The sequence below is a fragment of the Candidatus Poriferisodalis sp. genome (assembly GCF_965208555.1).
In the GTDB taxonomy this organism is placed as follows: Bacteria; Actinomycetota; Acidimicrobiia; order Acidimicrobiales; family Poriferisodalaceae; genus Poriferisodalis.
Window position 1 is genome coordinate 2,086,596 of record NZ_OZ242342.1, and the last position, 25,958, is coordinate 2,112,553.

The window sequence follows — 25,958 nt, forward strand, 5'->3', positions numbered from 1 at the left end:
GGAGGACTCGTGACAGATGCACCGACCTCGCAGGTCCGACCCGCCCAAGAGCGAAGCGGCAGTGATCGTGGCAGCGGCAATCAACGCGGCAGCGGCAATGAACGCGGCGGAGGTGAACGCGGCAACGATCGCGAGCGCGGTCGCCGCCCGCGCGATCGCCAGTTCGACAACCCCCGCAACAGCGGCGACGACGGTCTGCGCGAGTCGCGGGTCATCGACATCAACCGCGTGGCCAAAGTGGTCAAGGGCGGTCGCCGCTTCTCGTTCTCCGCGCTCGTTGTGATCGGCGACGGCGCAGGCCGGGTCGGCCTGGGTTACGGCAAGGCCAAGGAAGTGCCGCTGGCCATCCAGAAGGGCACCGAGGAGGCCCGCAAGAGCCTCTTCGAGGTGCCCCTGGCCGGCTCCACCATCGTCCATCCCGTGCTGGGAGTGATGGGTGCCGGCAAGGTGCTGCTGCAGCCAGCGGCGCCAGGCACCGGAGTCATTGCCGGCGGCGCGGCCAGGGCGATCCTCGAGGAGGCAGGCATCAGCGATGTGCTGGCCAAGTCTCTCGGATCGTCCAATCACATCAACGTGGCGCGCGCCACGATCGCAGGCTTGGCAGCTCTGAAGCGTCCCGACGAGGTAGCCAAGCTGCGCGGGCTGTCGCCCGAGGAGTGCATTCCCGCAGGACTGCTGGAGGCGTACCGCGAGACAGAGCGGACGCGCAAGCTGAGCGAGGCTTCTGCCGGGGCGCAGTCATGAGCCAGATCGTGGTGACCCAGGTGCGTTCGGCCATCGGGGCCAAGCCCAAGGCACGTGGCGCCCTGCGGGCGCTGGGGCTGGGCAAGATCGGCCGCAGCCATACCCTTCCGGACCGACCCGAGATCCGCGGCATGCTGCGCAAGGTGAGTCATCTCATCGAAGTTGAGGAGGTCGGCAATGCTGAGACTGCATGACCTGGCCCCGCCCCCAGGGTCGAAGCGCAAGCGCAAGCGGGTGGCGCGCGGCACCAGCGGCAAGGGCGGCAAGACTGCCGGCCGCGGCACCAAGGGCACACGGGCCCGCGGCACCGTTCCCGTCTGGTACGAGGGCGGGCAGCTGCCGCTGCAGGTCCGCCTTCCCAAGCGCAAGGGCTTCAAGAACCCGTTCCGCGTCGAGTACCAGCCGGTCAATCTCGACACCCTCGAGGCCTGCGGTCTGGACGAGATCACTCCGGCCGAGCTCCTGGCCCGCGGCTTGGTGTCCAAGGGCGCCATGGTCAAGGTTCTTGGGCGCGGCGAGATCACCCGGCCCATCACGGTGAAGGCCCACGCGGCGTCCGGCTCGGCCCGGGCAGCCATCGAAGGCGCCGGCGGCAGCGTCGAGATCCTGCCGCCCACCTTCGGCGGCCCGCGGCCGCCTGCCCAGGGCAACCAGCACACCAATCGCTAGGGGTTCGTCGTGCTCGGCCACATGCGCAACATCTTCCGGATTCAGGATCTGCGCCGGAAGATCATGTTCACGCTGTTCATCATCGCGGCGTACAGGCTGGGCTCCCAGGTGCCGGTGCCGGGCATCGACTTCGACGCCATCGTCTCGCTGCGCGAGCAGGCCAGCTCGACTGGCGGCGTGCTCGCGCTGCTGAACCTGTTCTCGGGTGGCGCGCTCACCAACTTCGCCATCTTTGCGCTGGGGATCATGCCGTACATCACGGCATCGATCATCATCCAGATCCTCACCGTTGCGATCCCGCGCTTCGAGCAGCTTCAGCAGCAAGGGGCGGTGGGGCAGCGGAAGCTGACGCAGTACACCCGCTACCTGACGCTGGGCATCGCCTTCGTGCAGGCCACGGGCATCACGTTCATCTTCGGCCGGGGCCAAGGCACCGCACTGGGCAACACCGCCGGTGTCATCGTCATCCCCGACTTCACGTTCAACCGGGTGGCGCTGGTGATCCTGTCGCTGACGGCGGGCACGGCGCTGCTGATGTGGATGGGCGAGCTGATCAGCCAGCGCGGCGTCGGCAACGGCATGTCGTTGCTGATCTTCGCCTCGGTCGTGTCCACCATTCCCTTCGACGGCGCGCGTTTGCTGGCGGTGCAGGGCACCGTGTACCTGGCGGCGGCGATCATCGTGGCCACGGGAATGATGGTGGCGATCATCTTCATCGAGCAGGGCCAGCGCCGGATCCCGGTGCAGTTCTCCCGCCGGCAGGTGGGCCGCAGGCTCTACGGAGGGCAGAACACCTACATCCCGCTGAAGGTCAACCAGTCGGGCGTGATCCCGGTCATCTTCGCCAGCTCGATCCTGTTCCTGCCGGTGCTGCTGTCGAATGTGGCCAACTGGGGCTGGCTGCAGACCGCCGTTGACGAATACCTGACCCAGCCCGACAACATCGCCTACATCCTGTTCTTCGGCGGGCTGATCGTGGGCTTCGCCTACTTCTACACGGCCATCACGTTCGACCCGGTGCGCCAGGCCGACAACATCCGCAAGCAGGGCGGCTTCATTCCCGGCATCCGCCCGGGTCCGCAGACCGAGCGCTACCTGGCCAGGGTGCTGAACCGCATCACGCTCCCCGGAGCGCTGTTCATTGCGCTGGTGGCGCTGCTGCCCAGCGTGCTGCTGTCGCTGACGAGCGATCTGGATGCGCTGGGTTCCGGCGGGGCCGGCGCAGCGATCGGCTTCGGCGGCGTCTCCATCCTGATTGCCTCGGGCGTGGCGCTGGAGACCATGAAGCAGGTCGACAGCCAGCTGCTGATGCGCAACTACGAAGGGTTCCTGGCCTGATGGGCACGCGACGGCTGGTCATCTTGGGCAAGCAGGGCGCCGGCAAGGGCACCCAGTGCGAGCTGCTAGTGGAGCGCTATGGCATTGCCCACATTTCGACAGGAGACATGCTGCGGGCCGCGGTCGCGACCGGCACCGAACTGGGCCGGCAGGCCAAAGCGGTCATGGACGCGGGCGAGCTCGTCAGTGATGAGCTGATCCTGGGCATCGTCGCCGAGCGTTTCGAAGAACCCGACACTGCGCCCGGTTTCCTGCTGGACGGCTTTCCCCGCACCGAAGCACAGGCCGACGGCCTGTTCGCGCTGCTGGCACCCCACACGGTGGACCGGGCCATCGACCTCGATGTAGCTGACGACGTGGTGACGCAGCGGATGCTGGACCGAGGCCGAGCGGACGACACACCCGAGGCAATCGCCCGCCGGCTCGAGCTGTACGAGGCAGAGACGGCACCGCTGCGCAAGCTGTTCGCAGATCGGGGAGTGCTGGTCACCGTCGACGGCCTCGGCACCCCCGCCCAGGTCCATGGGCGTATCGTTTCAGCCATCGAGGCGGCACCGTGACCCCTATACTTGCTCGCTCGCCTACAGCGCAGGTCACCCGATGAAAGTCCGTCCGAGCGTCAAGAAGATCTGCGACAAGTGCCGCGTCATCCGCCGTCATGGGCGGATTCGGGTGATCTGCTCGAACCCGCGACACAAGCAGCGGCAAGGCTGAGACAGGAGTTCCGAATCGATGGCCCGAATCGCCGGCGTCGACATACCGCGTGAGAAGCGTGTGGAGATCGCGCTCACCTACATCTATGGCATCGGTCGTTCGGCCAGCCAGCAGATCTGCGAAGACCTGAACATCGCCGAGCGCACCCGTGTGCGTGACTTGACCGATGCCGAGGTGGCGCGCATCCGCAACCACATCGATGCCAACTTGGCCGTCGAGGGCGACCTGCGGCGCGACGTGGCCCAGGACGTCAAACGCAAGATCGAGATCGGCTGCTACCAGGGTGTCCGGCACCGGCGCGGCCTGCCGGTGCGAGGCCAGCGCACGCACACGAACGCACGCACCCGCAAGGGCCCGCGCAAGACCGTCGCGGGCAAGAAGAAGGTGCGCAAGTGAGCGTGCGCGGCCGAATCCGTCGGCAACGAGAGACCGGACGCATGAGAGGCGGTCGGAAGTGAACCAGCAGCAGCCGGCTCGGCGCGGGCGCCGCAGGGAGCGCAAGAACGTCGGCGACGGCGTGGCGCACATCAAGAGCTCGTTCAACAACACGATCATCACGTTCACCGATCTGCAGGGCAACGTGGTGTCGTGGGCATCTGCCGGGAACGCCGGCTTCAAGGGTTCCCGCAAGTCGACGCCGTTCGCTGCACAGCAGGCCGCGGAGCAAGCCTCCGAGCGCGCCATGGAGCATGGAGTGCGCCGGGTTCATGTGCACGTGAAGGGTCCTGGCTCGGGCCGCGAGACGGCCATCCGTTCCATCCAGAATTCCGGCATCGAGATCAAGGGCATCCGCGACATGACGCCGGTGCCTCACAACGGCTGCCGTCCCCCGAAGCGCCGGAGAGTCTGACGATGTCTCGCTACACGGGTCCAAAGGCGCGCGTCTCGCGGCGGCTCAACACCAATATCTGGGGCACCGAGGGCGAGACCAAGGCGCTCGACCGGCGTCCGTACCCGCCTGGTGAGCACGGCCGCGGCCGGCGCCGCAGCCAGAACTCCGAGTTCTTGATGCAGCTGCAGGAGAAGCAGAAGTGCCGCTTCACCTACGGGATGACGGAGCGACAGTTCCGCAATGCGTACGAAGAGGCCGCCCGCCAGCGGGGGGTGACCGGCGAGAACCTGCTGCGGCTGCTCGAGCTGCGGCTGGACAACATCGTGTACCGGTCCGGCTGGGCGGCAACTCGCCCGCAGGCCCGCCAGTTCGTGAGCCACGGCCACATCGACGTCAACGGACGCAGGGTCAACATCCCCAGCTTCCGGGCCCGCAAGGACGACGTGGTCGAATTGCGGACGAAGGCCCGCGAGATCGTCACCATCCGCTGGAATCTCGACGTGCTGGACCGCACCCCGCCCGCGTGGCTGGAGGCGAGCGACGGGGGCCAGCGAGTCACCGTGCGCGAGCTGCCGATCCGATCGCAGATCGAGATCCCGGTGCGCGAGCAGCTCATCGTCGAGCTCTACAGCAAATAGTCCTGTCAACATCTGCCGCCCACGAAGGGGTGAACGTGTCCATCTCCGACACCTTGGTCATGCACCGACCGACCATCGACATCCTCGGCGAGCCTGAGGGCAACCGCCAGCGCTTCGCCATCGGCCCGCTGGAGCCTGGGTTCGGGCACACGCTGGGCAACTCGCTGCGGCGTACGCTGCTGTCCTCCATTCCCGGCGCGGCAATCACCCAGGTGCGTTTCGACGATGCGCTGCACGAGTTCACGACCATCGAAGGCGTCGTCGAGGACGTCACCGACATCATCCTGAATCTCAAGGACGTGGTGCTGCGCTGTGACAGCGACGATGCCGTGGCAGTGCGCCTCGACGAGCGCGGTGTGGGTCCGGTGCTGGCGGGTCACGTGGACTGGGGCATCGACGTCGAGTGCCTGACACCCGATTTGCACATTGCGACGCTCGGCGAGGGCGCCCGCCTGGCCATGGACCTCACCGTCGAGCGCGGCTGGGGTTACGCGGCACCCGAGAGCGAGCGTGCCGGCAGCACCATCGGCGTGATCCTGATGGACGCGCTGTTCAGCCCGGTGCGGCGTGTGGCGGTGGAAGTCGAGCCGGTGCGCGTCGAGCAGTCCACTGACTTTGACCGGCTCGTGCTCGATATCGAGACCGACGGCGCGATGAGTCCGCGCGAAGCGCTGGCCTCGGCCGGCGACACCCTGTGCCGGCTGATGCTGATGATCGCCGAGCTGTCGCCGGAGCCGCTGGGCCTCGACATCGCCGAGGTGGCCGTCGGCGGGGGCCGCGCCAGCGATCTGGAACGGCCCATCGAAGACCTGGGCCTGTCCGAGCGTGCCCGCAACTGCCTCAAGCGCGCGCAGTTCAACACCATCGGCGAGCTGCTCGACCAGTCGGTCGACGAGCTGATGACCGTTCCGAACTTCGGCCAGAAGTCGCTCGACGAGGTCATCGAGAAGCTCGACGAGCGCGGGCTGGCCCTGCGCGGCATGAGCCCGTCGTCTGAGTCTGAGACTGAGTCTGAGGGCGAGGCCGGGGTCGAGGCCGAGCAGGCCGCACCAGCGGCGGTCAGCTAGCTATGCCCACGCCCACGAAGGGCCGACGCCTCGGCGGCAGCGCCAGCCACCAGCGCTCGATGCTGGCCAACCTGGCCGCGTCGTTGTTCGCAGCGGAGGCCATCGAGACCACTGAGGCCAAGGCCAAGGCGCTGCGGCCGTATGCCGAGAAGCTCATCACGAAGGCCCGCAAGGGCGGATTGGCACGGCATCGCCAGATCATCGCCAGCCTCAACGGCGACCAGGAGATGGCCCAGAAGCTCATCGACGAGATCGGCCCGCGCTACGAGGGCCGTCCGGGCGGCTATACCCGCATCCTGAAGCTCGGCCCGCGCCGGGGCGACAACGCCCCCATGGCGCTCATCGAGTTGGTCTAGCGCCACACGGTCCTCGAGCACATGAGCAACGACTCGTTGAGCGCCGGGCCGTTGAGCATGGGGGTGCTGGACGCTCTGCGCGAGCTGGACACTCCGACCGTCTGCAATGCGCTGGAGATCGTCGCTCCGCACCGCCGCGCTTACGGCTACACCACAGCCCCGCTGGTCTGTCCCGACCCCGACACGGTCATGGTCGGCTACGCGCGTACGGCCACCATCCGAGCCGCAGCGCCGTCGGGTCGATCCGGTGACGCCGACGCCGGCGTGCGCGTCGGCTACTACCGGCACATGGCCGAGGGCCCGCATCCCACGGTCACCGTCATCGAAGACATCGATGCGTCACCCGGCTATGGCGCTTGGTGGGGCGAGGTGAACAGCAGCATCCATGCCGGTCTGGGCTCCCTCGGCGTCATCACCAATGGATCCATCCGCGACTTGGACGATTGGGCGCCGGGTTTCGGAGCTCTCGCCGGCTCCATCGGCCCCTCGCATGCGTGGGTGCATGTCGTGGAGTACGCGGTGCCGGTCACGGTGCACGGCATGTCGGTGCGCCCCGGCGACCTGATTCACGCCGACCGTCACGGCGCGGTCGTGGTGCCTGCCGATGCAGCGGTTGAGGTTCCCGCAGCGGCTGCCAAGATCGCTGCTGTCGAGCGCGTGCTCATCGACGCCGCCCGGAGCGAGGACTTCTCGATCGATCGGCTGACCGCCCTGCTCGACCCCGAGGGCGATCACTAGCCCACCGCAGAGGCCACGCGTCTGCCAGGCAGCAGCCAGATGCGGTGTGCGAGTGCGACGGTTGAGTCAGCGCAGGAGCGCTGCATTGCGACGCAGCGCGCTCCGCGCTTCTGCGTAGCGGTCGGCGAGGCGTTGCCCCACTCGGCCGATCCGTTCGATCAGCACCATGAGCCGTTCGCGAGCCGCCTCGGCGATGCCCGAGAGTTCCGTCAGGCCTGGCAGATTCCAATCGCGGAGCACCACAGGCTGCAGGATCTGGTCGTGATGGATGGCGAGGTCGTAGATCCCGGCCTCGGCGATGATGCGCGAGTGGGTGTCGAAGTCGGTGATGCCCACTCCCGGCATGGCGAAGTCTTGTACTTGGTTGGCGATGGCAACCACTGCGCTGGAGGGGTCGATCTCGACGGCGGCGCTCATGACGTCCCGGTAGAACAGGAAATGCAGGTTCTCGTCGAAGGCGACCCGTCGCATGATGGCCTTGCCGGCCGGGTCGTCGATGTGGCGCCCCGTGTTGAAGTGCGCGATGCGGGTGGCCAACTCCTGCAGCGTCACGTAGGCGAGACCCTCGAGCAGGCTCGGCGGCTGGGGCACTTGCCCGCACTGCACCTGCGCCATACGCGCCCGCTCCAGTGCCACGGGGTCGAGCGCGCGGGTGACCGACAGGTAGTCGTAGATGACCCGGCCGTGCCGTCCCTCTTCGGCCGTCCAGCGGCGCACCCACTCGCCCCACGCGCCTTCCCGGCCGAACAGCCGCTCGCTGTCGCGGAAGTAGTACGGCAGGTTCTCCTCGGTGAGCACATTCACGAACAGAGCGCTGCGCGCCTCGGGGGTGAGGTTGGCCTCCTCGGGTGACCATTCGTAGTCAGGCGCGAAATCCTCACCCCGGCTCCACGGCACCAGCGCGTGGGGATGCCATTCCTTGGTCTGGCGGAGATGGCGCGCCAGCAGTCGCTCGACCTCTGGCTCCAGCTCGGCGAGCGTCCGGGCATCGGCCTTTACTGGCATCGGGCACCGCCAATCACCATGAGCGGCTCAGCCTAACGACCCCTCGGCACCCCCAGCGCCCGTTCCAGGCTCTGCAGGTACACCGCAAAGGCCGTGCGTCCTGCAGCCGTGGCCTCGATCCAGGTGCGCGGCTTGGCGCCGTGGAACTCCTTGGTCGTCGCCACGTAGTCAGCGTCCTCCAGCTTCCGCAGGTGAGTTGTCAGGTTGCCCGGCGTCAGCTCGAGCTGCTTTTGCACGAACCCGTAGGCGAGCCGATCCTGGTCGTCCAGCGACACGAGCAATGACATGATCTGCAGCCGTGTCGGCTGGTGGATGATCTCGTCGAGGTCGATCGCACCGCCGTCGAGTGCCTCGCTGGGATCTACCATTCGCCGGTCCTGCGCACCCACAGGGCAATGGTCGCCAGCAGTGCGAGCATGGCGATTCCCGAAACTGCTGGGGCGACGTCGTCGAAGACGTAATGCGGGACGTAGAAGGCCACGGCCATGCCCACGCCAAAGATTGCGATCAACGGTCGGTGCAGAATGCCGAAGAGCACGTAGCCGAGCGCGATGACTCCCAGCAAGACGTAGGGGATTCTCTCTGCTCCGGACTCATTCCACAGGCCCGCGGCACCGGGGAGGAGACCCGCCGCCGTGACGAGGGTCATCCAGTATCCGGCGACCCGGAGGCCTGCGTTCCGCATCGCAGTGTCGGGCGACACCGCATTGGCGGCGCGTTGGCCGATGACCATGCTGCCGATCACGCCGGGAAACGTGATGATTGCCCACAGCGGGCCGGGGTACCACGGGTTCGTGTCGGCGAAGTCCGCAGCGAAGGTCGCGACTGCGTACTGGGCCAAGTAGGCGATCGAGATGATGCCGGCCCACATCAGCAGGATCGCCGTGCTCCCTCTCGTGTACATCGCAGTGCGAGCGCCGTGGATCGTGGAACGCACTGTCTGCCATCCCTCTTCCGCACTCAACGCTGCGGTGTCATCACTGCCAGTCGCCATCGGAGCCTCCTTTGCTGTCATACAAAGTAGTTTGCAATACAAACTATACCCGGGCGCAGGCAGATGCAAGAGCAATCTCAGACTGGCCGCGCTGTCGCTGTGCTCTTGAACTAGGCCCGTGCGCCCAGCGCGGCGCTGTAGTTGGCCGAGGCGAATTCCCAGTTGATCAGATGCTCGACGAAGGCATCCACGTAGGCGGCCCGGGCGTTCTGGTAGTCGAGGTAGTAGGCGTGCTCCCACACGTCGATGACCAGCAGCGGCGTCAGTCCGCCGGTCAACGGCGTCTGCGCATCGTCGGTCTGCACGATGCGCAGGGAGCCAGAGTCGGCAGCGGCTGCATCGAACACCAGCCAGCCCCAGCCCGATGCGAAGTTCCCCACCGCCCCTGCGGCGAACTCGGCCCTGAAGGTGTCGACGCTGCCGAAGCTCGCGGCCAGTGCTGCGGAGAGATCGCTGTCGGGCTCACCGCCGCCGCTAGGCGACATCGATTGCCAGTAGAAGTTGTGATTCCAGGTCTGCGCCGCAGCGTTGAACAGCCCGCCCGCCGGCAGCGAGCGCACGAGGTCGTCGAGCGAACGGCCCTCGTCCCGTGTGCCTGCAATCCTGTCGTTCACCGTCCGCACGTAGCCGGCGTGGTGCTTGCCGTAGTGGAAGCTGATGGTGCGCTCGCTGATATGCGGCGAGAGCGCATCGGATGCATAGGGAAGGTCTGGCAGCTGGATCGTCATCTGAGCACCACGCGGTCGAAGGCCCGGGCGAGTATGCCAGCGGAAGCCAGAACTTCGGCAACATCGAGGGGTGCGCCCGGCTGCCGGAGCAGCTCGTGGAGCGACTCCGAGCACTCTGAGTGTGCATGAGCATTCGTCATTTTTTGTGGTGACGCTGGCCGGTAATCCGCGAGTACCGTCCAGTGCCGCATGCCGCCGGCCGGAAAGCGAGTTCTTCGATGAGTCCAGCCCCTTGGCGCCGACTTCTCGCACTGCTGTTTGCAGCTGCTCTGGTGGCGGCCGCCTGTGCCCCCGACGACAACGACGCGATCGTTGAACCCGATGCGGCCGGCGACGAAATGGCCGAAGTCCACGACGACGCGGAGCCCGTCGAGACCGTCGACGAGCCCGATCCAGCAGATGAGCCTGAACCAGCGGCCGAGCCGGAACCCGTTGACGAGCCGGAGCCGGCAGATGAGACCGTTGCCGAGCCCATCGGCGAGCCGGTCGATCTGGGCGAATTCAACGACTACGAGCCTGGTGATCCGGATGCGACCCCGCTGCCGGTCGACCCGGACGTTGTGATCGGCGAGCTTGCCAACGGCCTGACCTACTACGTGCGCTCGAACGATTCACCGGGCAAGTCGATCATGATGCACCTGGTCGTCAATGCAGGGGCCGTGCTCGACCCCGACGGCGCAGAGGGTGCAGCTCATTTCCTGGAACACATGATGTTCAACGGAACCGAGCGCTTCTCCAAGAACGAGCTCCTGCAGGTGCTGCGCGACTTCGGCACCGACTTCGGCCCCGATCTGAACGCGTACACCAGCCCCGATGAGACCGTCTACATCCTCGACTTCAAGCTCGACCACCCTGGGGCCATCGGACTCGGCTTCACGGTGCTGTCCGAATGGGCGTCAGCGGCCACGCTGCTGCCCGCCGATGTCGATGCTGAGCGAGGGATCGTCCAGGACGAATACCGCCTGCGCGACGAGTCGGCGTCGGGAAGGATCTCGAATTTCCTCGACGCCATCTACTACTCGGGAACCGTCTATGAGGGCATGCTGGTCGGCGGCAGCGAGGAATCCAATGAGTCCATGACCGCGGAGGTCTTGCGCGAGTTCTACGACACCTGGTACCGCCCGGACAACATGGCCGTGGTGGTCGTGGGCGATCTGCCCGTCTCGGAGATGGAGACGTTGGTGGAGCACTACTTCGCAGAGCTGGCGCCGCGCACGCCGACGGCCCCGCCGCAGCCCGACCGTTCGGCGTTCATCGCAGACTTCGTGGACGAACCCGTGACCGATGTGGTCACGCACCCCGACCACGGCCCGATCTACATCTCGCTGGACTGGCAGCTGCCCGCGTGGCCCGAGGGAACCGTCGGGGGCGAGCGACTTCGGTTCATGGAGAACCTGATCGCCCGCATGCTCGACATCCGCCTGGATGCCGCTTTCCAGGCCGGACAGCTGTCACAAGCCACCGAACCGCACTTCAGCGCGTTTCCCGCCGCACGCGGCCTGCGCCTGTACGGCACGAACTACCAGGGCCCCGATCTGAACCAGGCGACCACCGACTACATCTCGGTGGTGCACGGCGCGGCCCATTTCGGCTTCACCGGGGCCGAGCTGGACCAAGCAGTCAGCGCGTTCCGGACCTCGCTCGAGTTCCAGCTCGAGAGCGAGGAGACCCGGCAGGACCGGGAGTACTCGTTCGGCTATGCCGCACACTTCCTGAGCGGCGCCGATATCTCCTCGACCGAGGAGCGGGTGGCTCGGCTGAGCGCGCTGCTTGACACCTACACGGTCGAAGAGCTGACCGCACATCTGCGCTGGCTCTTGGAGATCGCGCCGCCGCTGGTGGTGTCGATCGGACCCGACCCGGCGGACGTGCCGACCGCGGACGAGCTGCGCGCCGCAGTGGACGCGGCTGTTCCGCTGGCTCCGCCGGAAGCTCAAGAGGCCATCGACACGCTCATGACACGGCCGGATCCGGCCGCGCCCGCTGCCGAACGCTCACTCGGCCTGTTCGACGATGCCTATGAATGGGAATTCCCCAACGGTGCCACCGTGGTCTTCGTGCCATCGGACATCGCCGCCGGCGAGGTGTCGGTCGTGGCGGAGGGCCTGGGCGGCTGGTCGTCGCTGTCGGTGGGCGACTCAGCCCTGGTGCGGCATGCGGTCGGAGCGGTCGCTTCGAGCGGCGTCGGCGACGCGACCGCCACACAGCTCGACGAGTACTTGGCCACCACCACGGCCCGGGTGAGTCCGTTCATCGGGCAGTACTCGGAAGGCTTCTCGGGCGCCGCTGGGGCCGATGATCTCGAAGCGCTCTTCGCTCTGCTGCACCTGTACGTGACCGAGCCGCGCATCACCGAGGTGGCGGTCAACGAGCAGATCCAAGCGATGCAGACCCGTCTGGCGAACGCCGAGACCTTCCCGCGGTGGATCTCCGAGCTGGCACTGCTGGACGCGCTGTACCAGGGCAGCCCCTGGTACCAGTTCATCGCCACTCAGGATCAGATCGACGCCACCACCGGGGAGTCGCTGCTCGGCCTCTACCAGGCCCGGCTGAGCGATGTGGACGATCTCTTGGTGGCCGTTGTCGGCGACATCGACCGGGTCACCGTGGCGAATCTGGCGGCGCGTTACATCGGCACGCTGCCCGCCGGCGCCGATGACACCTTCACCGACCACGACCCGGGTTTCCCGGCGGGGGTCCAGCGCATCACGATTCCGGTCGAGGCCGACGCGGGCTCGGCAGGTCTCGACATGGTGTTCGGTGTGGAGACAGCGCTCACCACGAGGACGCTCGTACTCGCCGACGTGGCCGCAGCGGTCATCAATGACTTGCTCGACGGTCGGGTACGAGAGCAACTCGGTGACACCTACTCGGTCGGGTCGTCGGTCTCGCCCGACGATGCCACGGGCAAGTGGACGGCGCGCATCAGTGCCACGGGACCTTCGGACGGACTCGACACCAGCCACGCCACCATCGTGGAGATACTCACCGAGCTGATTGCCGACGGTCCCACAGACCGCGACCTGCAACAGGCGATCTCAGTGACGCGCGACAACTACGTCCTCGAGTCGAACTCGGCCATCGTCAACCCGCTCTTGCGGCGTCACCATGTCGATGACAGCAACGTGGGCACGCCCGCTCAGCGGCGCGCAGTTCTCGACGAGATCACCGCCGCCGAGGTGCAGGAGCACATCGCACTGTGGTTCAACCTCGACAACCGCATCGAGGTGTTCCGCTCCGAGGGCTAACCGAACAGCCGACGAGCCGGCCGAGAGCCGGGACCTGGTCACGAGGCAGCTTCCGGCGCGGCTGGCGCGTCAGCGAGTCGCCACGGCCGGGTAGCGGACTGCGACAAGGGTCAGTCCATGCGGCGGCGCTATCGCCGCTGCCGCATCCCGGTTGCGCGCCGCCAGCACAGCAGGCACATCGTCCGCTGAGCGGTCGCCGCGCCCCACCGCCACGCACTGGCCGACGATGGCCCGCACCATCTGGTGGCAGAAGGCGTTCGCTTCGATCTCGAAGAGCAGATCGGTGTCATCCCCAAGCCAGCGGGCCGCCGACACGGTTCGCACCAGCGACGCATCGGGACGTTCCTTCGGCCGGCGGCAGAACGAGGTGAAATCGTGTTCGCCGACGAAGTGACCTGCGGCAGCGTTCATCTGGCCGATATCGAGCCGTGCAGCGACGTGCCACTCGAGATCGGCACAGCGGGGATCGGGAACCGCAGCGTTGCGAACCCGGTACTCATACGCCCGCCCGGTCGCCGAGTGACGCGCATCGAAGCGGTCGTCAGCGACTGACGCCGCCGTCACCGCGATCTCCGGGTTCAGCACCCGGTTGAGCGATGACGCCAGGCGGTCCAGCCGAGTTGCAGGTTGATCGCCGGTGATCCGCTGAAGTCCCGCGCTGCCGAGCCGGAACGACACGACCTGCGCCGTGGCGTGCACGCCCGCGTCGGTGCGGCCGGCCACCGTCAGCAGAGGCGCTTCGCCCAGGATGCGCTCCAGCGCAGCGCTCAGCTCGCCGGCAACCGTGCGGACGCCCTCGTTGGCTGCGAAGCCGCGAAAGCCGGTGCCGCGGTAGGACAGATCCAGTCGCACCGTCCGCTGTCCGCTGCTGTTGCGGGCCTCATGCTCGTTCACTGCTGGCACGGTAACTTCGCAGGCAGCGGTGCGGTACGGGCAGATTTCCGCTCGGCCGCATCAGTCAGGTCACAGGGGGACACGGCAGATGCTCGATACCAGGATTGCGGGCGGCACGATTATCGACGGCACTGGGGCGCCGCGGGCCCAAGGGGACATCGGTATCTCCGGCGGGCGCATCGTGGCTGTCGGCAACGAAGCCACCGCGGCGGCGGGGCCGGCCGAGCGCACGATCGATGCGTCCGGCATGGTGGTTGCACCCGGCTTCGTGGACATCCACACGCACTTCGACGCACAGGTCTTCTGGGACACCACCCTGTCCCCGTCGCCATTGCATGGCGTCACCACCGTCATCGGCGGCAACTGCGGTTTCACCATTGCCCCGCTCGAGCCCGACCACGGCGACTATCTGATGCGGATGCTGGCCCGGGTGGAGGGCATGCCGCTCGAGTCGCTGCAAGAGGGCGTCCCGTGGGACTGGCGCACCTTCGGCGAGTACCTCGACTCGATCGATGGCACGCTGATGCCCAACGCCGGATTCCTGGTGGGACACTGCGCGCTGCGCCGGATCGTGATGGGGGAGCGCTCGGTGGGCCACGAGGCCACGCCCGACGAGCTCGAGGCCATGAAGCTGCTCCTGGCCGAGAGCATCGCCTCGGGCGGGCTGGGTTTCAGCTCGTCGTGGGCCAAGACGCACAACGACGCCGCCGGTGAGGCTGTGCCCTCGCGTCACGCCTCCACCACCGAGCTGATCGAGCTGTGCTCGGTGCTGCGATCGAGTCCGGCGGTGGCGCTCGAGTTCATCCCGACCATCGAGCGCTTCGACACCGATGTGTACCAGCTGCTCGCCGACATGTCGGTGGCGGCGGACCGGCCGCTCAACTGGAACGTGATCTTCGCCAACGGCCGGCATCGAGATGTCATCGCCCAGAAGCTCGAGGCCAGCAACTTCGCGGCTCGCCAGGGCGGGCGCGTGCTGGCACTGACCGCCCCGATGCCTGCGGTCAGCCGCCTGTGCTTCGAGAGCGGATTCCTGCTCGACACGCTGCACGGCTGGGCGGAACCGATGGCGCTGGCGCCTGCAGAGAAGATGAAGCTGCTGGCCGACCCTCAGCGACGCGCCGAGCTGAACGATCTCGCCCAGCAGCCGAGCGCGTTCCGGGGCGTCGCTCGCTGGGAGCGTCTCACCGTCGGCGAGGTCACCAAGCCCGAGCTCACGCACTTCGAGGGTCGCACGATCGGCGAGATCGCCGACGAGCAGGGCATCACGCCGTGGGATGCGCTGTGCGACCTGGTGGTGGCCGACGACCTCAAGACCGGCCTGTACCCCCGCGCCGCCGGGGACGACGACGACAGCTGGGCGCTGCGCCAAGAACTCTGGAACGACGACCGCTGCGTGATCGGCGCGTCGGACGCGGGCGCGCACCTCGACTTCCTGGCCACATTCAACTACTCGACCTACCTGCTGGCCGCAGCCCGCGACCGCCAGATGCTCGAACTGGAAGATGCTGTGCACAAGCTCACTGACATTCCCGCCCGTCTGTACGGCCTCGCGGACCGGGGACGCCTGTCCGAGGGCTGCCATGCCGATGTCGTGGTGTTCGACCCCGACCAGGTGGCGCCGAAGCCGATCGAAGTCCGTGAGGACCTGCCCGGCGGTGCGTGGCGGCTCTACGGCGAGGCCGACGGCATCGACACAGTGCTGATCAACGGCGAGGTAGCCGTGAGCGGCGGCGAGTTCACCGACGCCCGACCGGGAACCCTGCTGCGGGCCGGACGAGACACGGTTCCGGTGACGGCAACCGGCTGACCGCCGGTAGCCTCTCGGGGCCAATCTCAGTTCGAGCCAATCTCTTCTCGACACTGTCCTCGCAGTCGATCCCCGTCGGAGTTCCAGCGTGCGCACCTACGCCCCCAAAGCATCTGAGATCGAACGCGCGTGGTTCGTCGTCGATGCCGAGGGCATGGTGCTCGGGCGCATGGCAACCGAGGTGGCCAAGATTTTGCGCGGCAAGCACAAGCCGACTTTCGCCCCCTACCTCGACGGCGGCGACCATGTCGTCGTGGTGAACGCTGACAAGGTCGTGCTGACGGGCGACAAGGCGACGAAGAAGCTCGTGCACCGTCACTCGGGCTACCCCGGCGGTCTGCGAAGCGAGAAGTACGGCGACCTGCTGGCCCGCCGCCCGGCTGATGCGGTGCGGCGCACCATCCGCGGCATGCTGCCGCACAACCGCTTGGGCCGGGCCCAGCTGCGCAAGCTGAAGGTGTACGCCGGACCCGACCATCCCCATGCCGCCCAGCAGCCTCAGCCGCTGCCGCTGCCTCACGCCCTGGCGCGCTGAGACGCCGACCGATTCGCCGCCTCCGATACGCGACACCCGACGAGAAAGACCCTGATTTCGTGCCCGTTCCGCTGACGCAGACCACTGGCCGCCGCAAGCGTGCCGTCGCCCGGGTGAGGCTCTTGCCCGGCAGCGGCAACATCTCGGTGAACGGTCGCCCATTCGAGGAGTACTTCACCTCGTCGGTGCCCGCATGGAGATCACCGAGCCGCTGCGCCTCACTGAGGCCACCGCCAGCTACGACGTCAGCGCCACTGTGGACGGCGGCGGTGTGGCGGGCCAGGCCGGCGCGCTGCGCTTGGGCATCGCCCGCTCGTTGCTGGTGATGGACCCCGAGGTGCGGCCGACGTTGAAGTCGGCCGGCATGCTGCATCGCGACGATCGCAAGAAGGAATCCAAGAAGTACGGCCTCAAGAAGGCCCGCAAGGCGCCCCAGTACTCCAAGCGATAGCGCGCCGAGCGCTGGAGGCTCAGCCGGCGTGGAACTGACCTTCGGAACCGACGGCGTTCGAGGGCTGGCATTCGAAGAACTCGACGAGGTCGTTGCTCACGCCATCGGGCTCGCGGCGAATCGGGCGCTATTCGCGGACACGGGTGCTGCGCGCTGGGTCGTCGGGCGGGACACGCGCGAGTCCGGTCCGGCCCTGTCGAGCGCCCTCGCAGCCGGTCTGCGTGCTGCAGGTGCCGAGGTCGTCGATCTCGGCGTGGTGCCCACACCGGTGGTGGCGTTCGCAGCCCAGCACCTCGGCACGGCCGGGGCGATGGTGTCGGCGTCCCACAACCCGTGGCGCGACAACGGCGTCAAGCTGTTCGCCGCCGACGGCACCAAGCTGGGCGACGCGGAGCAGGCCGCAGTCGCGCGGTGCCTCGGCGATCTGGGGCTCACGCACGGCGACCGGCCGTCGGCCGGTGAGATCGCACGCCGACTGGACGTTTTTCCGGCAACCAGCTCGGCCGCTGATCCGGTCGCCGGGCTCATCGCCGGGAAGACGGCAGCGACGGGCGAGACAGCCCGAGTGCTGGAGGCCTATGAGCGCTCGCTGAGCGACGCCATCGACGGCCGGACGCTCGATGGCCTGCACCTGGTGGTGGACGGCGCGAACGGGGCGAGCGCATCGCTGGCGCCCCAAGCGCTGCGAAGGCTGGGAGCGCAGGTCACTGCGATCTGCTGTGAGCCCGACGGTCGCAACATCAACGACGGCTGCGGATCGGTGAGCCCCGGCCCGCTGCAGGCAGCAGTGCTCGAGGCCGGCGCAGACCTGGGCGTTGCCTTCGATGGCGACGGCGATCGGTTGATCGGCGTGGACAGCGACGGGCAGATCATCGACGGCGATCGCCAGATGGCACTGTTCGCTCTCGACCTGGCGGCACGCGGCTCGCTCGCGGGCAACACGCTCGTCGTGACGGTCATGTCCAACCTGGGCCTGCACCGAGCGATGGCTCAGGCCGGCATCGACGTGGTCACCACCGCGGTGGGAGACCGGGCAGTGCTCGAAGCGCTGGATATGGGCGGACACTGCCTTGGCGGCGAGCAGTCAGGCCACGTGGTATTCCGGCACGAGGCCACCACCGGCGACGGCCTGCGCAGCGCCGTTCACCTGGCTGACCTGGTCGCCCGGCGGGCCGGTGGCAAGACGCTGACCAGCGCGGAGCTTGCCTCGCAGGCGATGCAGGCAGCCCCACAGGTGCTCCGCAATGTGCCCGCGGGTGCTGAATCGCTCGCCGATGAGGCTCAGCGTGCGATCGACGACGTTGTGGCAAATGCCGGTCCCGACGCTCGTGTACTGGTGCGCGCCAGCGGCACCGAGCCGGTCATCCGCATCATGGTTGAAGCCCCGACCGAGCGTGAGGCAACAGACCTCGCAGGCCATCTCGCCGACCTGATCGCCGACAGAGCTGGTGGGGCCGGCCCTGCCTAGTCACTGATACAACTGCGTCACTGAGCCATGAGCACCCGAGATGCAATCCTTCTTGCCGCGACGTGTACTTACGACCCACTGCGTTGACCCCGTGCTGACACGGGTCTAGGCTCAAAGTGCCTCTTCTGGGAGGATGTCGCAAGCCCCGGAGGGCCAGTCCGAGGCTCCGTGAGGAGCGCCTAGGACGGGAGCCGGGGCTTACGCATGCTTCAGCTGGGCTCAGCCCAGATACGCGACTTCTGCCAGCGGTCCCTCTTGATCCAAGTCGCAAAGGTATGTCGAAGAACCCTCGCTGAGCTGTTCCCGGACGATGCCGGCCAGCGCATCCGCGTACCACAGCATGCGCTCCGTCTTGGCGCGCCGCTCGTATTCGAAGCGGCCGTCGCTGCGGCTGCCGCGGCGCTGCGGTCGAGGACGGTGACTGCAACGAGTACGTACGTAACTCCGCTGCCCAGAACGGCAACTGTCTCGTCGACAGCGGTGACCAAACTTGCCGACATCGCTCGGTCTCCATGGCTCGCGGTGACAGTGGCTGCGCGGCGCACGGGAACCGGCCGCCGTGGGTCCAACTGCTGACAGCGGACATCGAGAGTTTGCTGCCGGATCTCGGCAGCTTCGCGCTGGTTATTGCCGACGCCGAGGGCGGCAAGTGGACCGGACTGGACCTCACGATCAATTCGCTCGATGCCTGCGGCGTCCTCGTTGTCGACGATATGGATGCCAGTCAGTACGACGACGCGGACGAACGGCGCGCTGTAGCCAATGTGCGGAAGTTGCTGCAGAGCGATGATCGGCTTGTTGTCGCAGAGATCGAGGCCTCCTCGGGAATCATCATCGGCACTCGCAAGTCAATCGGCACATAGTTCTGCGAGTCGGCGGACGGATGGACTCGGCTGGCCGGTTGTCGGGTGCTCGGTACCCTCGCTGTTGTGTGCGGGATTGTGGCCGTCATCGGCCGCCGCGATGACCGGGCCGCGTTGGAGGCCTCCGCGGTCGTCCCGCGGCTGCGCGACGCCTCGGACCTGCTTGCGGCGGTAGTAGCCGAGGGCGACTCGGACACTCCCGCTGACGGTCGCGACGCGGTCGAACTGCTCGAGGCCGCCGCGGCGGCGCTGCGAGACGCCGATGAGGCGCTGCGATCGCTGCCCGGTGTGCGCTTGCTGGTTTCCGACGCCAAATGCGTCCTCGACATCGAGACGGTATTGGCGACTGCCGATGCGCTGATTGCCGGCATCGACCGTGCTGTCGATGCCGGTGACCTGCTGCCCGTTGACGAGGGCGCCCGCATCGAGCGCATCAATGCCTGCCTGAGCGAGGCAAAGGACCACGCCTTCGCGTTGCGCCGAGACCGCCTGCGGATGGCACGGGAGGTGGTCGGGCTCTGGGGCGGATCGCCCCCGCCCGCAGCCGTGGGTGGGCTCTGGTCGATCCAGGTGGCGCTGTCCGCGCTTGACCGGCTCGAGGTCCGCGGGCGCGACTCGGCTGGGTTGCAGGTGTTCGTCCAAGGCGCTCGCCTCGACGCCGATGGCGACACTGCCCGCCGCGCACACAGCGGACGGCTCACCGACCCGCTGTTCGGCGCCGGCGCGGCTCGTGACACCGGCAGCGGACTGGCATTCGTTTACAAGACCGCCTCGGAAATCGGGGAGCTCGGCGACAACACGGCGGCGCTGAGATCGCAGATCCGCCAGGACAGCTTGCTGCGCTGGGCCCTGTGTGCCGACGGCGCAGAGACGGTCGTGCTGGGCCACACCCGCTGGGCCAGCATCGGCATCGTCTCGGTGCCCAACACGCACCCTCTTGACGCGTGGAGCAGTGCTGATGGCGGCGACGTCGCGCACGTCGCTGCTGTGCTCAACGGCGACGTGGACAATTACGCCGACTTGATCGCGCAACGGCGTCTGGCGATTGCACCCGAGATCACCACCGACGCCAAGGTCATCCCGACGATGCTGCGACAGGCGCTCGCCGCAGGCTCGAACGGCGAGCGCGCCACGGTCGGATCAGAGCAGTTGCGGCAAGCCTTCGCTGATGCAGTAAGCAGCTTCGAGGGCTCGGTGGCGATTGCGGCGCACGTCGCCGAGCTGCCCGACGTGGTGGTGCTGGCGCTGCGAGGGAGCGGGCAGGCGTTGTATGTGGGCGCGACAGGCCCGTCCTATGTCGTCGCCAGCGAGCCGTACGGCCTGGTCGAGGAATGCCGCACCTACGTCCGGCTGGACGGGGAGAATCCATCCGATCCGACTAACCCGGTGGGCAGTCGTGGCCAGATCATGCTGGTCGGCACGCCACCGCTCTCAGCCGACGGCGGGCCGTCGCCGGCTGAGTTCGCTGCTCTGCGACGTTTCTCATACGACGGCACCGAGCTGCCGGTCGAAGCGAGTGACGTTGTGACCGCCGAGGTCACCACCCGTGACATCGACCGGGGTGACTATCCGCACTTCTTGCTCAAGGAGATCGGCGAGGCTCCCCGGTCGCTTCGGGCCACATTGCGTGGCCGCATTGGGACAGCCGGCCTTTTGCGGCACGCCCGGCTCGGGCCCGACGCCCTGCCTGCCGCCGTTCGGTCCCGGCTGCGCGACGGCTCCATCCGTCGCATCGTCGCCATCGGCCAAGGCACGGCGGCTGTCGCAGCATCGTCGCTGCCGCACTTCTTCGAAACCCTGCTGGCGCCGTCGCGCACACTCCGCGGCGTTGACGTAACGGCGTCCCTGGCAACCGAGTTCAGCGGTTTCGGCCTGCACGCCGACCTGTCCGACACGCTGGTGGTGGCAGTCAGTCAGTCCGGCACCACCACCGATACCAATCGCACGGTCGATCTAGCACGCGTGCGGGGCGCCGCCGTGGTCGCCATCGTCAACCGGCGCGGCAGCGACCTGACCGATCGGGCCGACGGCGTGCTCTACACCTCCGACGGACGCGACGTGGAGATGTCGGTGGCGTCCACCAAGGCGTTCTACGCACAGGTCGCGGCGTGCGCGCTGCTCGCCGCCGCCGTCGCCGCTGACATCCGTCCCGACGACGACGTGACGACGAATGCGATCAGCAGTCTGCTCGATGCGCTCGGCAAGCTGCCCACCGGACTCGAAACGGTATTGGCATCGCACGACGAGATCGCCCGGATCGCTCGGCGCCATGTGGGCGGCCACCGCCACTGGGCCGTGGTGGGCAACGGCGCAAACCGGATCGCGTCACGTGAAATCCGGATCAAGCTGTCCGAGGTCTGCTACCACGCCGTCGCCGAGGACGGCACCGAAGACAAGAAGCACATCGACCTGTCGTGCGAGCCGCTCATCTGGGTGTGCGCAGCGGGTCTCACCGGATCGGTCGCCGACGATGCCGCGAAGGAGGTGGCGATCTACCGGGCGCACCGGGCGACGCCGATCGTGGTGGCCTCCGCCGGCTCGGGACGCTTCGACGCCGCCGCCGAGCTGCTGGAGGTTCCCGCCGTGCACCCGGCGGTGGACTTCCTGCTGGCCACGGCCGCCGGTCACCTGTACGGCTACGAGGCGGCGCTGACGATCGACGCACTGGCCGCTCCGCTGCGCGAGATGCGTGCCGCCACTGAATCCCTGCTTGCACCTCCCGGCAGCACTGATGCATCCCTCTCGGCCGGGGGCCGCGAGGGAGACCTGCTCGCCGTGCTCGCGGAGCGCCTGCGTCCCCCGGCCAATCGCTTCCGGGACGGCGTGCGTGCCGGCAGCTACGACGGGCACTTGCGTGCCGGCACAGCGGCGCGCCTCGGCGCGGTGCTGCGGTACGCGGCCGGCATGGCGCCGCTGGAGATGTACCAGGCGGACATCGGCAAGGTGGGGCTGCCCTCAGTGGTCATCGACGACTTCACCGATGCGCTGAATATCGCCATCGACGAGCTCACCCGCCCGATCGACACCATCAAGCACCAAGCCAAAACCGTCACCGTCGGCATCTCGCGGGCTGACGAAACGCTTCTCGACTCGATGCTGGTGACATCGGCGCTCGAAGCGGGCGCACCGAGAGATCGGCTGTCGTACACGGCCTTGCGCACCCTCGCGGCACTCGATCCGGCCGTGGCCGAGGTGACGGGCTGGTCGCGCTACCGCATCGAAGGCGACGTGAGCTCTGCCAGCAGCCCCGAGGTCACCGTCTGGCTGACCGATCGGGGCGGCACAGCACTCGGCATCGAGTCGCGCACGGTGACCAACCCGCAGCTGCGCGGCAGCAAGCACCGTGCCGCATACGAACGGGAGGTCACGGTGGCCCGCGGCAGCGACGGCCGCACGGTGCTCCACATTCCGGAGACCAAGGACGGTTTGACCACCGGGCTGACGCTGCTGCACTGCCGCTTCGTCGAACGGTTGCGTGCTCCGGCGATGCGGGCCGTGCTGATGGGTTACCGCGGGCGCTATGGCGCGCTCGCCGACGCAGTCACCGAGACGCTGCCATGGTTCCGGGACGATCTGCTCGGCACGGTCGACGTCTTCGATCTGCTGACCAGGCCGGTCTATGTGCTGTCTGAGCACTGGCTGGGTGCGGCGGATGACTGAGTTGCCGGGCGCCGGGCCCGAGCTCCCGGCGCGGGCCGAGGGCACGTGAGCACCTCGATCGGGCTCGACATGGTGGACGTCCAGCGATTCGCCGCAGTGCTCGAGCGGCGCAGCGGCATGCGCGCCCGCTTGTTCACCCCCGACGAGCTCGCCTACGCCATGGGCACGGTCGACCCCGACACTCGCCTCGCTGCCAGGTTCGCCGCGAAGGAGGCGGTGATGAAGGTGCTGGGCATCGGCCTGGGCGCCTGCCGCTTTCGTGACATCGAAGTGGCACGCCAGCCCGGCGGTCGGCCCGAACTGGTGCTTCGGGGCCTTGCGGCCGAACGGGCCGCGGCAGCAGGTCTGTCCCAATGGCAGGTGACGCTCACCCACACCGACTCGGTGGCGGCCGCCATGGTGCTGGCGCAATAGGCCCGGAGCGACACGGTGATCCCGATCGTGACGCCGGCGGAGATGGCGATGATCGACGCGGCCGCGCCCGAGGGCACCGATGTGCTGGTTGCGCGTGCCGGCGCGGCTGTTGCCATCTCCGCCCGGCGGATGATGGGCGGCACCTACGGGCGGCGGGTGCTGGTGGCCGCCGGCAAGGGCAACAACGGCGCAGATGGGCGGGTCGCGGCGGCGGCGCTGGAGCGATGGGGCGTTCGCTGCCGGGTCGTGACGCCGCCCGAGGCGCTCGATCTCGTTGCCGCTGCCAATTCCGGGGCCCCGGCGTCATCGGCGTGGAACCTCGTCGTCGATGCGGCGTACGGAACCGGGCTGCGCGGATCGTGGGGTGCTGATCGGGCACCGGCGGCACCGGTGCTGGCGGTTGACATTCCCTCCGGCATCGATGCGCTGACAGGGGTCGACCACGGCTGCTGGCCGGCAACGGCCACCATCACCTTCGGTGCGCTCAAGCCGGGCCTGCTGTTGCATCCGGGCGCTTCGGCTGCTGGCGAGGTGGAACTCGCTTCGATCGGTCTCGACGCGAGCGGGGCGACGTCGTGGCTGATCACCGACGCCGACGCTGATGCCGCACTGCCAGCTGCCGAGCCGACGCTGCACAAGTGGCGCCGCGCCGTGCGGGTCATCGCCGGTTCGCCCCAGATGCGGGGCGCCGGACATCTCGTGTGCGCGGCCGCCCAGCAGGCGGGTGCCGGCATGGTGGTTGTCAGCTCTCCGGGCTTGACCGCAGCCGATGTCGCTCGACCGGCCGAGGCGGTGGCGCGCGACCTCGAAGGGGCCGAGTGGGCGGGGCCTGCGCTGGAGGACATCGAGCGATTCGACGCCGCCGTCATCGGACCGGGCATCGGCACCGACTCCACGGCATCGACGCAGATTGCGCGTTTCATCTCCGATTGCCCCGTGCCCTTGGTGGTCGATGCCGACGCCCTGACAGCGTTGGCCGACCACCCCGAATGCCTGCGTGAGCGGGCGGCGCCGACGATTCTCACGCCCCACGATGGGGAGTTCGCCAAGCTCACGGGCTGCCCGCCTGCGGCCGACCGGTTCGATGCGGTGCGCCGAGCGGCCGATGCCCTCGGTGCGGTTGTCCTGCTGAAAGGACCGACAACGCTTGTGGCGGCGCCCGCTCCGTCCACCGCCGTGCTGGCAGTCACTTCGGGGACGCCCCGCTTGGCAACCGCCGGATCAGGCGACGTGCTCTCGGGCGTGATCGCGGCGGTTTTGTCCTCGGGAGCCGCCACGTCCGATACTGCCCTGACACAGGCAGCTGCAGCGGCGCACTGGCACGGGCGCACCGCCGCCTTCGGAAGTCATGATCCCGCCATGGCGCTGACGCCGTTGACCGCCATGCGCCAGGTCGAGCTGCTCGGAACGGTGCGAGCCGGTCTGGCCGCGGCCAGCGCGGAGTCGAGCAGCGCATGACTGAAGCGCCAGCAGCACGGCTGCCCGAAACCGACGCATCGCAGATGCGCCTGGGTCCAATTGACGCATCGCAGATGCGCCCGACTTGGTGCGACATCGATCTCGACGCGCTTGACCGCAATCTGGCTGCGATTCGCCGACATGTCGGCGAGGCCGAGGTGGTGCCTGTGGTCAAGGCCAACGCCTATGGCCATGGCATCGCGCACGTCGGGCTGGCTCTGGCGGCGGCCGGGGTGGCGTGCGTGGCCGTCGCCTATGTCGAGGAGGCCTTGGCACTGCGCGCCGCTGGAGTGACCATCGACATCCATGTGCTCGGGGGCGCCGTCGAGCGTCAGATACCGCTGTTCCTCGCTCACAACTTGATCCTCACCGCGCCATCGATCGACAAGCTGCGCCAGATCGACGAAGCGGCCATCGCCGCGGGCACCACCGCCCGGGCGCATCTCAAGATCGACACCGGCATGGAGCGCATCGGCGTCCACCACTACAACGCCGACAAGCTGTTCGCTGAGTCGCTCCGCTGCCGCTCGGTTCGCGTCGAGGGCGTCTTCAGCCACTTCGCCAACGCCGATGCACCCGATCTGTCGGACGCCCGCACCCAGCTCGACCGCTTCAACGAGGCGGTGAGCTTCTACGAGCGCCATTCGCTGCCCACCCCGGTCCGGCACATGGCGGCATCCGCAGCCATTGCGCGCTTGCCCGAGGCGCACCTCGATCGGGTGCGCCCGGGCATCCTGCTGTACGGCGTCGCGCCCAAGCCTGAGATCGCGGCTGCGCTGCCGACCGAGCCGGTGCTGAGCTGGCACAGCGAGATCGTGTACTTCAAGGTGGTGCCGCCAGGTGCGTCGGTCGGCTACGGAAGCACCTGGACCGCAGACCGTCAGACCCGGGTGATCACCCTGCCCGTGGGATACGCCGACGGCTACGCCCGCTCGCTGGGCACGGGCCCGGCGCACGATCCTGGGCAAGGCCCGACCGATGTGCTCATCGACGGGGTCCGCCACCGCGTCGTGGGCAATGTGTGCATGGACCAGACGATGGTCGACATAGGAGACGCCAGCGCCTACAACGGCGATCGGGTCACGCTCATCGGCAGCCAAGGCAGCGAGCGCGTCACCGTCACCGATCTGGCCGATTGGTCAGGCCGCAGTCCCTATGAGGTGCTCACCGGGATCTCCCTGCGTGTTCCTCGTGTCCACCGCTCGGAGGCTGAGCCGCTAGGCGAAGCCGTGGCCCGAGCGGCCCGTGAGCGAAGCGAACAAGAGCGGGAAGCACCGGTCGATGCCGTGAACGGCGGTGGCGAATCCGGCGCAGGCCACTAAACAGTTTCCATC

26 protein-coding genes and 2 pseudogenes are annotated in these 25,958 nt (G+C 67.9%); 22 read left to right on the forward strand and 6 right to left on the reverse strand.

Annotation, left to right across the window (positions count from 1 at the left end):
- Positions 1-9 precede the first annotated feature (9 nt).
- The 12 genes and pseudogenes from rpsE (at position 10) to ACOGXE_RS09760 (ending at position 7,096) form a co-directional block, all read left to right on the forward strand.
- Positions 10-744: a 30S ribosomal protein S5 gene (gene rpsE / locus ACOGXE_RS09705; protein WP_419930714.1), complete on the forward strand. Its 735-nt coding sequence runs from the start codon at positions 10-12 to the stop codon at positions 742-744.
- The gene (gene rpmD, locus ACOGXE_RS09710; RefSeq protein WP_419930715.1) at positions 741-938 is read left to right on the forward strand and encodes a 50S ribosomal protein L30; all 198 of its coding nucleotides are present in this window, start codon (positions 741-743) and stop codon (positions 936-938) included. The genes rpsE and rpmD overlap by 4 nt, the downstream gene beginning before the upstream one ends.
- Positions 922-1,413 (forward strand): 50S ribosomal protein L15, encoded by a 492-nt coding sequence (gene rplO, locus ACOGXE_RS09715; protein ID WP_419930716.1) that lies wholly within the window; start codon positions 922-924, stop codon positions 1,411-1,413. The genes rpmD and rplO overlap by 17 nt, the downstream gene beginning before the upstream one ends.
- Positions 1,414-1,422: 9 nt before the next feature.
- Positions 1,423-2,751 (forward strand): preprotein translocase subunit SecY, encoded by a 1,329-nt coding sequence (gene secY, locus ACOGXE_RS09720; RefSeq protein ID WP_419930717.1) that lies wholly within the window; start codon positions 1,423-1,425, stop codon positions 2,749-2,751.
- Positions 2,751-3,311: an adenylate kinase gene (locus ACOGXE_RS09725; RefSeq protein WP_419930718.1), complete on the forward strand. Its 561-nt coding sequence runs from the start codon at positions 2,751-2,753 to the stop codon at positions 3,309-3,311. The genes secY and ACOGXE_RS09725 overlap by 1 nt, the downstream gene beginning before the upstream one ends.
- Before the next feature lie 40 nt (positions 3,312-3,351).
- A complete protein-coding gene (gene rpmJ / locus ACOGXE_RS09730; RefSeq protein ID WP_155429726.1) occupies positions 3,352-3,465 on the forward strand; it encodes a 50S ribosomal protein L36 in 114 nt (37 codons plus the stop codon).
- Between the two features lie 18 nt (positions 3,466-3,483).
- Positions 3,484-3,861 carry a 30S ribosomal protein S13 gene (gene rpsM, locus ACOGXE_RS09735; protein WP_323671034.1) on the forward strand — a complete coding sequence of 126 codons (378 nt, stop codon included), beginning with the start codon at positions 3,484-3,486 and terminating at the stop codon, positions 3,859-3,861.
- 58 nt (positions 3,862-3,919) lie between these two features.
- A complete protein-coding gene (gene rpsK, locus ACOGXE_RS09740) occupies positions 3,920-4,315 on the forward strand; it encodes a 30S ribosomal protein S11 (RefSeq protein WP_419863536.1) in 396 nt (131 codons plus the stop codon).
- A gap of 2 nt (positions 4,316-4,317) precedes the next feature.
- Positions 4,318-4,935 (forward strand): 30S ribosomal protein S4, encoded by a 618-nt coding sequence (gene rpsD, locus ACOGXE_RS09745; RefSeq protein WP_419930719.1) that lies wholly within the window; start codon positions 4,318-4,320, stop codon positions 4,933-4,935.
- Positions 4,936-4,970: 35 nt separating this feature from the next.
- On the forward strand, positions 4,971-6,002 hold the full coding sequence (locus tag ACOGXE_RS09750; RefSeq protein WP_419930720.1) for a DNA-directed RNA polymerase subunit alpha: 1,032 nt from the start codon (positions 4,971-4,973) through the stop codon (positions 6,000-6,002).
- Positions 6,003-6,004: 2 nt separating this feature from the next.
- Positions 6,005-6,355: pseudogene (gene rplQ / locus ACOGXE_RS09755) on the forward strand (50S ribosomal protein L17); the annotation flags it as partial.
- A gap of 24 nt (positions 6,356-6,379) precedes the next feature.
- Positions 6,380-7,096, forward strand: coding sequence for an RraA family protein (locus ACOGXE_RS09760; protein ID WP_419930721.1), 717 nt, complete (start codon positions 6,380-6,382; stop codon positions 7,094-7,096).
- A gap of 66 nt (positions 7,097-7,162) precedes the next feature.
- Here ACOGXE_RS09760 and ACOGXE_RS09765 read toward each other — a convergent pair whose 3' ends face one another.
- The 4 genes from ACOGXE_RS09765 to ACOGXE_RS09780 form a co-directional block, all read right to left on the reverse strand.
- Positions 7,163-8,101 (reverse strand): acyl-ACP desaturase, encoded by a 939-nt coding sequence (locus tag ACOGXE_RS09765; protein WP_419930722.1) that lies wholly within the window; start codon positions 8,099-8,101, stop codon positions 7,163-7,165.
- 32 nt (positions 8,102-8,133) lie between these two features.
- Positions 8,134-8,469: a transcriptional regulator gene (locus ACOGXE_RS09770; protein ID WP_419930723.1), complete on the reverse strand. Its 336-nt coding sequence runs from the start codon at positions 8,467-8,469 to the stop codon at positions 8,134-8,136.
- The gene (locus ACOGXE_RS09775) at positions 8,463-9,095 is read right to left on the reverse strand and encodes a hypothetical protein (RefSeq protein WP_419930724.1); all 633 of its coding nucleotides are present in this window, start codon (positions 9,093-9,095) and stop codon (positions 8,463-8,465) included. Before ACOGXE_RS09775 ends, ACOGXE_RS09770 begins: the two co-directional genes overlap by 7 nt.
- Positions 9,096-9,205: 110 nt before the next feature.
- Positions 9,206-9,823 (reverse strand): superoxide dismutase, encoded by a 618-nt coding sequence (locus tag ACOGXE_RS09780; protein ID WP_419930725.1) that lies wholly within the window; start codon positions 9,821-9,823, stop codon positions 9,206-9,208.
- 218 nt (positions 9,824-10,041) lie between these two features.
- Here ACOGXE_RS09780 and ACOGXE_RS09785 point away from each other — a divergent pair, with 218 nt between their 5' ends.
- Entirely contained in the window at positions 10,042-13,071 is a 3,030-nt protein-coding gene (locus ACOGXE_RS09785) for a M16 family metallopeptidase (RefSeq protein WP_419930726.1), read from the forward strand.
- A gap of 69 nt (positions 13,072-13,140) precedes the next feature.
- Here the strand turns inward: ACOGXE_RS09785 and truA are convergent, their stop codons facing one another.
- Positions 13,141-13,965 carry a tRNA pseudouridine(38-40) synthase TruA gene (truA, locus tag ACOGXE_RS09790; RefSeq protein ID WP_419930727.1) on the reverse strand — a complete coding sequence of 275 codons (825 nt, stop codon included), beginning with the start codon at positions 13,963-13,965 and terminating at the stop codon, positions 13,141-13,143.
- An 88-nt stretch (positions 13,966-14,053) separates the two neighbouring features.
- On the opposite strand from truA, the gene ACOGXE_RS09795 reads away from it, so the two are divergent.
- The 4 genes and pseudogenes from ACOGXE_RS09795 to ACOGXE_RS09810 all read left to right on the forward strand — a co-directional run bounded on the left by ACOGXE_RS09795 (position 14,054) and on the right by ACOGXE_RS09810 (position 18,229).
- A complete protein-coding gene (locus ACOGXE_RS09795; protein WP_419930728.1) occupies positions 14,054-15,775 on the forward strand; it encodes an N-acyl-D-amino-acid deacylase family protein in 1,722 nt (573 codons plus the stop codon).
- 88 nt (positions 15,776-15,863) lie between these two features.
- The gene (gene rplM / locus ACOGXE_RS09800) at positions 15,864-16,310 is read left to right on the forward strand and encodes a 50S ribosomal protein L13 (protein WP_419930729.1); all 447 of its coding nucleotides are present in this window, start codon (positions 15,864-15,866) and stop codon (positions 16,308-16,310) included.
- A gap of 59 nt (positions 16,311-16,369) precedes the next feature.
- Positions 16,370-16,761 (forward strand): annotated as a pseudogene (gene rpsI, locus ACOGXE_RS09805) (30S ribosomal protein S9).
- A 28-nt stretch (positions 16,762-16,789) separates the two neighbouring features.
- Positions 16,790-18,229, forward strand: a complete 1,440-nt coding sequence (locus ACOGXE_RS09810) for a phosphoglucosamine mutase (RefSeq protein ID WP_419930730.1) — start codon at positions 16,790-16,792, stop codon at positions 18,227-18,229.
- A gap of 219 nt (positions 18,230-18,448) precedes the next feature.
- Here the strand turns inward: ACOGXE_RS09810 and ACOGXE_RS09815 are convergent, their stop codons facing one another.
- Positions 18,449-18,571 (reverse strand): hypothetical protein, encoded by a 123-nt coding sequence (locus tag ACOGXE_RS09815; protein WP_419930731.1) that lies wholly within the window; start codon positions 18,569-18,571, stop codon positions 18,449-18,451.
- Between the two features lie 170 nt (positions 18,572-18,741).
- On the opposite strand from ACOGXE_RS09815, the gene ACOGXE_RS09820 reads away from it, so the two are divergent.
- The 5 genes from ACOGXE_RS09820 to alr all read left to right on the forward strand — a co-directional run bounded on the left by ACOGXE_RS09820 (position 18,742) and on the right by alr (position 25,946).
- Positions 18,742-19,092, forward strand: coding sequence for a hypothetical protein (locus ACOGXE_RS09820; protein WP_419930732.1), 351 nt, complete (start codon positions 18,742-18,744; stop codon positions 19,090-19,092).
- A 66-nt stretch (positions 19,093-19,158) separates the two neighbouring features.
- Positions 19,159-22,752, forward strand: coding sequence for an SIS domain-containing protein (locus tag ACOGXE_RS09825; protein ID WP_419930733.1), 3,594 nt, complete (start codon positions 19,159-19,161; stop codon positions 22,750-22,752).
- A gap of 45 nt (positions 22,753-22,797) precedes the next feature.
- Positions 22,798-23,166, forward strand: coding sequence for a holo-ACP synthase (locus ACOGXE_RS09830; protein WP_419930734.1), 369 nt, complete (start codon positions 22,798-22,800; stop codon positions 23,164-23,166).
- A 15-nt stretch (positions 23,167-23,181) separates the two neighbouring features.
- Entirely contained in the window at positions 23,182-24,624 is a 1,443-nt protein-coding gene (locus tag ACOGXE_RS09835; RefSeq protein ID WP_419930735.1) for an NAD(P)H-hydrate dehydratase, read from the forward strand.
- Positions 24,621-25,946, forward strand: coding sequence for an alanine racemase (gene alr / locus ACOGXE_RS09840; RefSeq protein WP_419930736.1), 1,326 nt, complete (start codon positions 24,621-24,623; stop codon positions 25,944-25,946). Before ACOGXE_RS09835 ends, alr begins: the two co-directional genes overlap by 4 nt.
- The last annotated feature ends 12 nt before the right edge of the window (positions 25,947-25,958 follow it).

Coding starts and splice junctions, on each gene's coding strand:
- rpmD (WP_419930715.1), top strand. CDS start 741: ATGAGCCAGATCGTGGTGACCCAGGTGCGTTCGGCCATCGGGGCCAAG.
- rplO (WP_419930716.1), top strand. CDS start 922: ATGCTGAGACTGCATGACCTGGCCCCGCCCCCAGGGTCGAAGCGCAAG.
- ACOGXE_RS09725 (WP_419930718.1), top strand. CDS start 2,751: ATGGGCACGCGACGGCTGGTCATCTTGGGCAAGCAGGGCGCCGGCAAG.
- rpmJ (WP_155429726.1), top strand. CDS start 3,352: ATGAAAGTCCGTCCGAGCGTCAAGAAGATCTGCGACAAGTGCCGCGTC.
- rpsM (WP_323671034.1), top strand. CDS start 3,484: ATGGCCCGAATCGCCGGCGTCGACATACCGCGTGAGAAGCGTGTGGAG.
- rpsD (WP_419930719.1), top strand. CDS start 4,318: ATGTCTCGCTACACGGGTCCAAAGGCGCGCGTCTCGCGGCGGCTCAAC.
- ACOGXE_RS09760 (WP_419930721.1), top strand. CDS start 6,380: ATGAGCAACGACTCGTTGAGCGCCGGGCCGTTGAGCATGGGGGTGCTG.
- ACOGXE_RS09765 (WP_419930722.1), bottom strand. CDS start 8,101: ATGCCAGTAAAGGCCGATGCCCGGACGCTCGCCGAGCTGGAGCCAGAG.
- ACOGXE_RS09770 (WP_419930723.1), bottom strand. CDS start 8,469: ATGGTAGATCCCAGCGAGGCACTCGACGGCGGTGCGATCGACCTCGAC.
- ACOGXE_RS09775 (WP_419930724.1), bottom strand. CDS start 9,095: ATGGCGACTGGCAGTGATGACACCGCAGCGTTGAGTGCGGAAGAGGGA.
- ACOGXE_RS09780 (WP_419930725.1), bottom strand. CDS start 9,823: ATGACGATCCAGCTGCCAGACCTTCCCTATGCATCCGATGCGCTCTCG.
- ACOGXE_RS09785 (WP_419930726.1), top strand. CDS start 10,042: ATGAGTCCAGCCCCTTGGCGCCGACTTCTCGCACTGCTGTTTGCAGCT.
- ACOGXE_RS09795 (WP_419930728.1), top strand. CDS start 14,054: ATGCTCGATACCAGGATTGCGGGCGGCACGATTATCGACGGCACTGGG.
- ACOGXE_RS09815 (WP_419930731.1), bottom strand. CDS start 18,571: ATGCTGTGGTACGCGGATGCGCTGGCCGGCATCGTCCGGGAACAGCTC.
- ACOGXE_RS09820 (WP_419930732.1), top strand. CDS start 18,742: ATGGCTCGCGGTGACAGTGGCTGCGCGGCGCACGGGAACCGGCCGCCG.
- alr (WP_419930736.1), top strand. CDS start 24,621: ATGACTGAAGCGCCAGCAGCACGGCTGCCCGAAACCGACGCATCGCAG.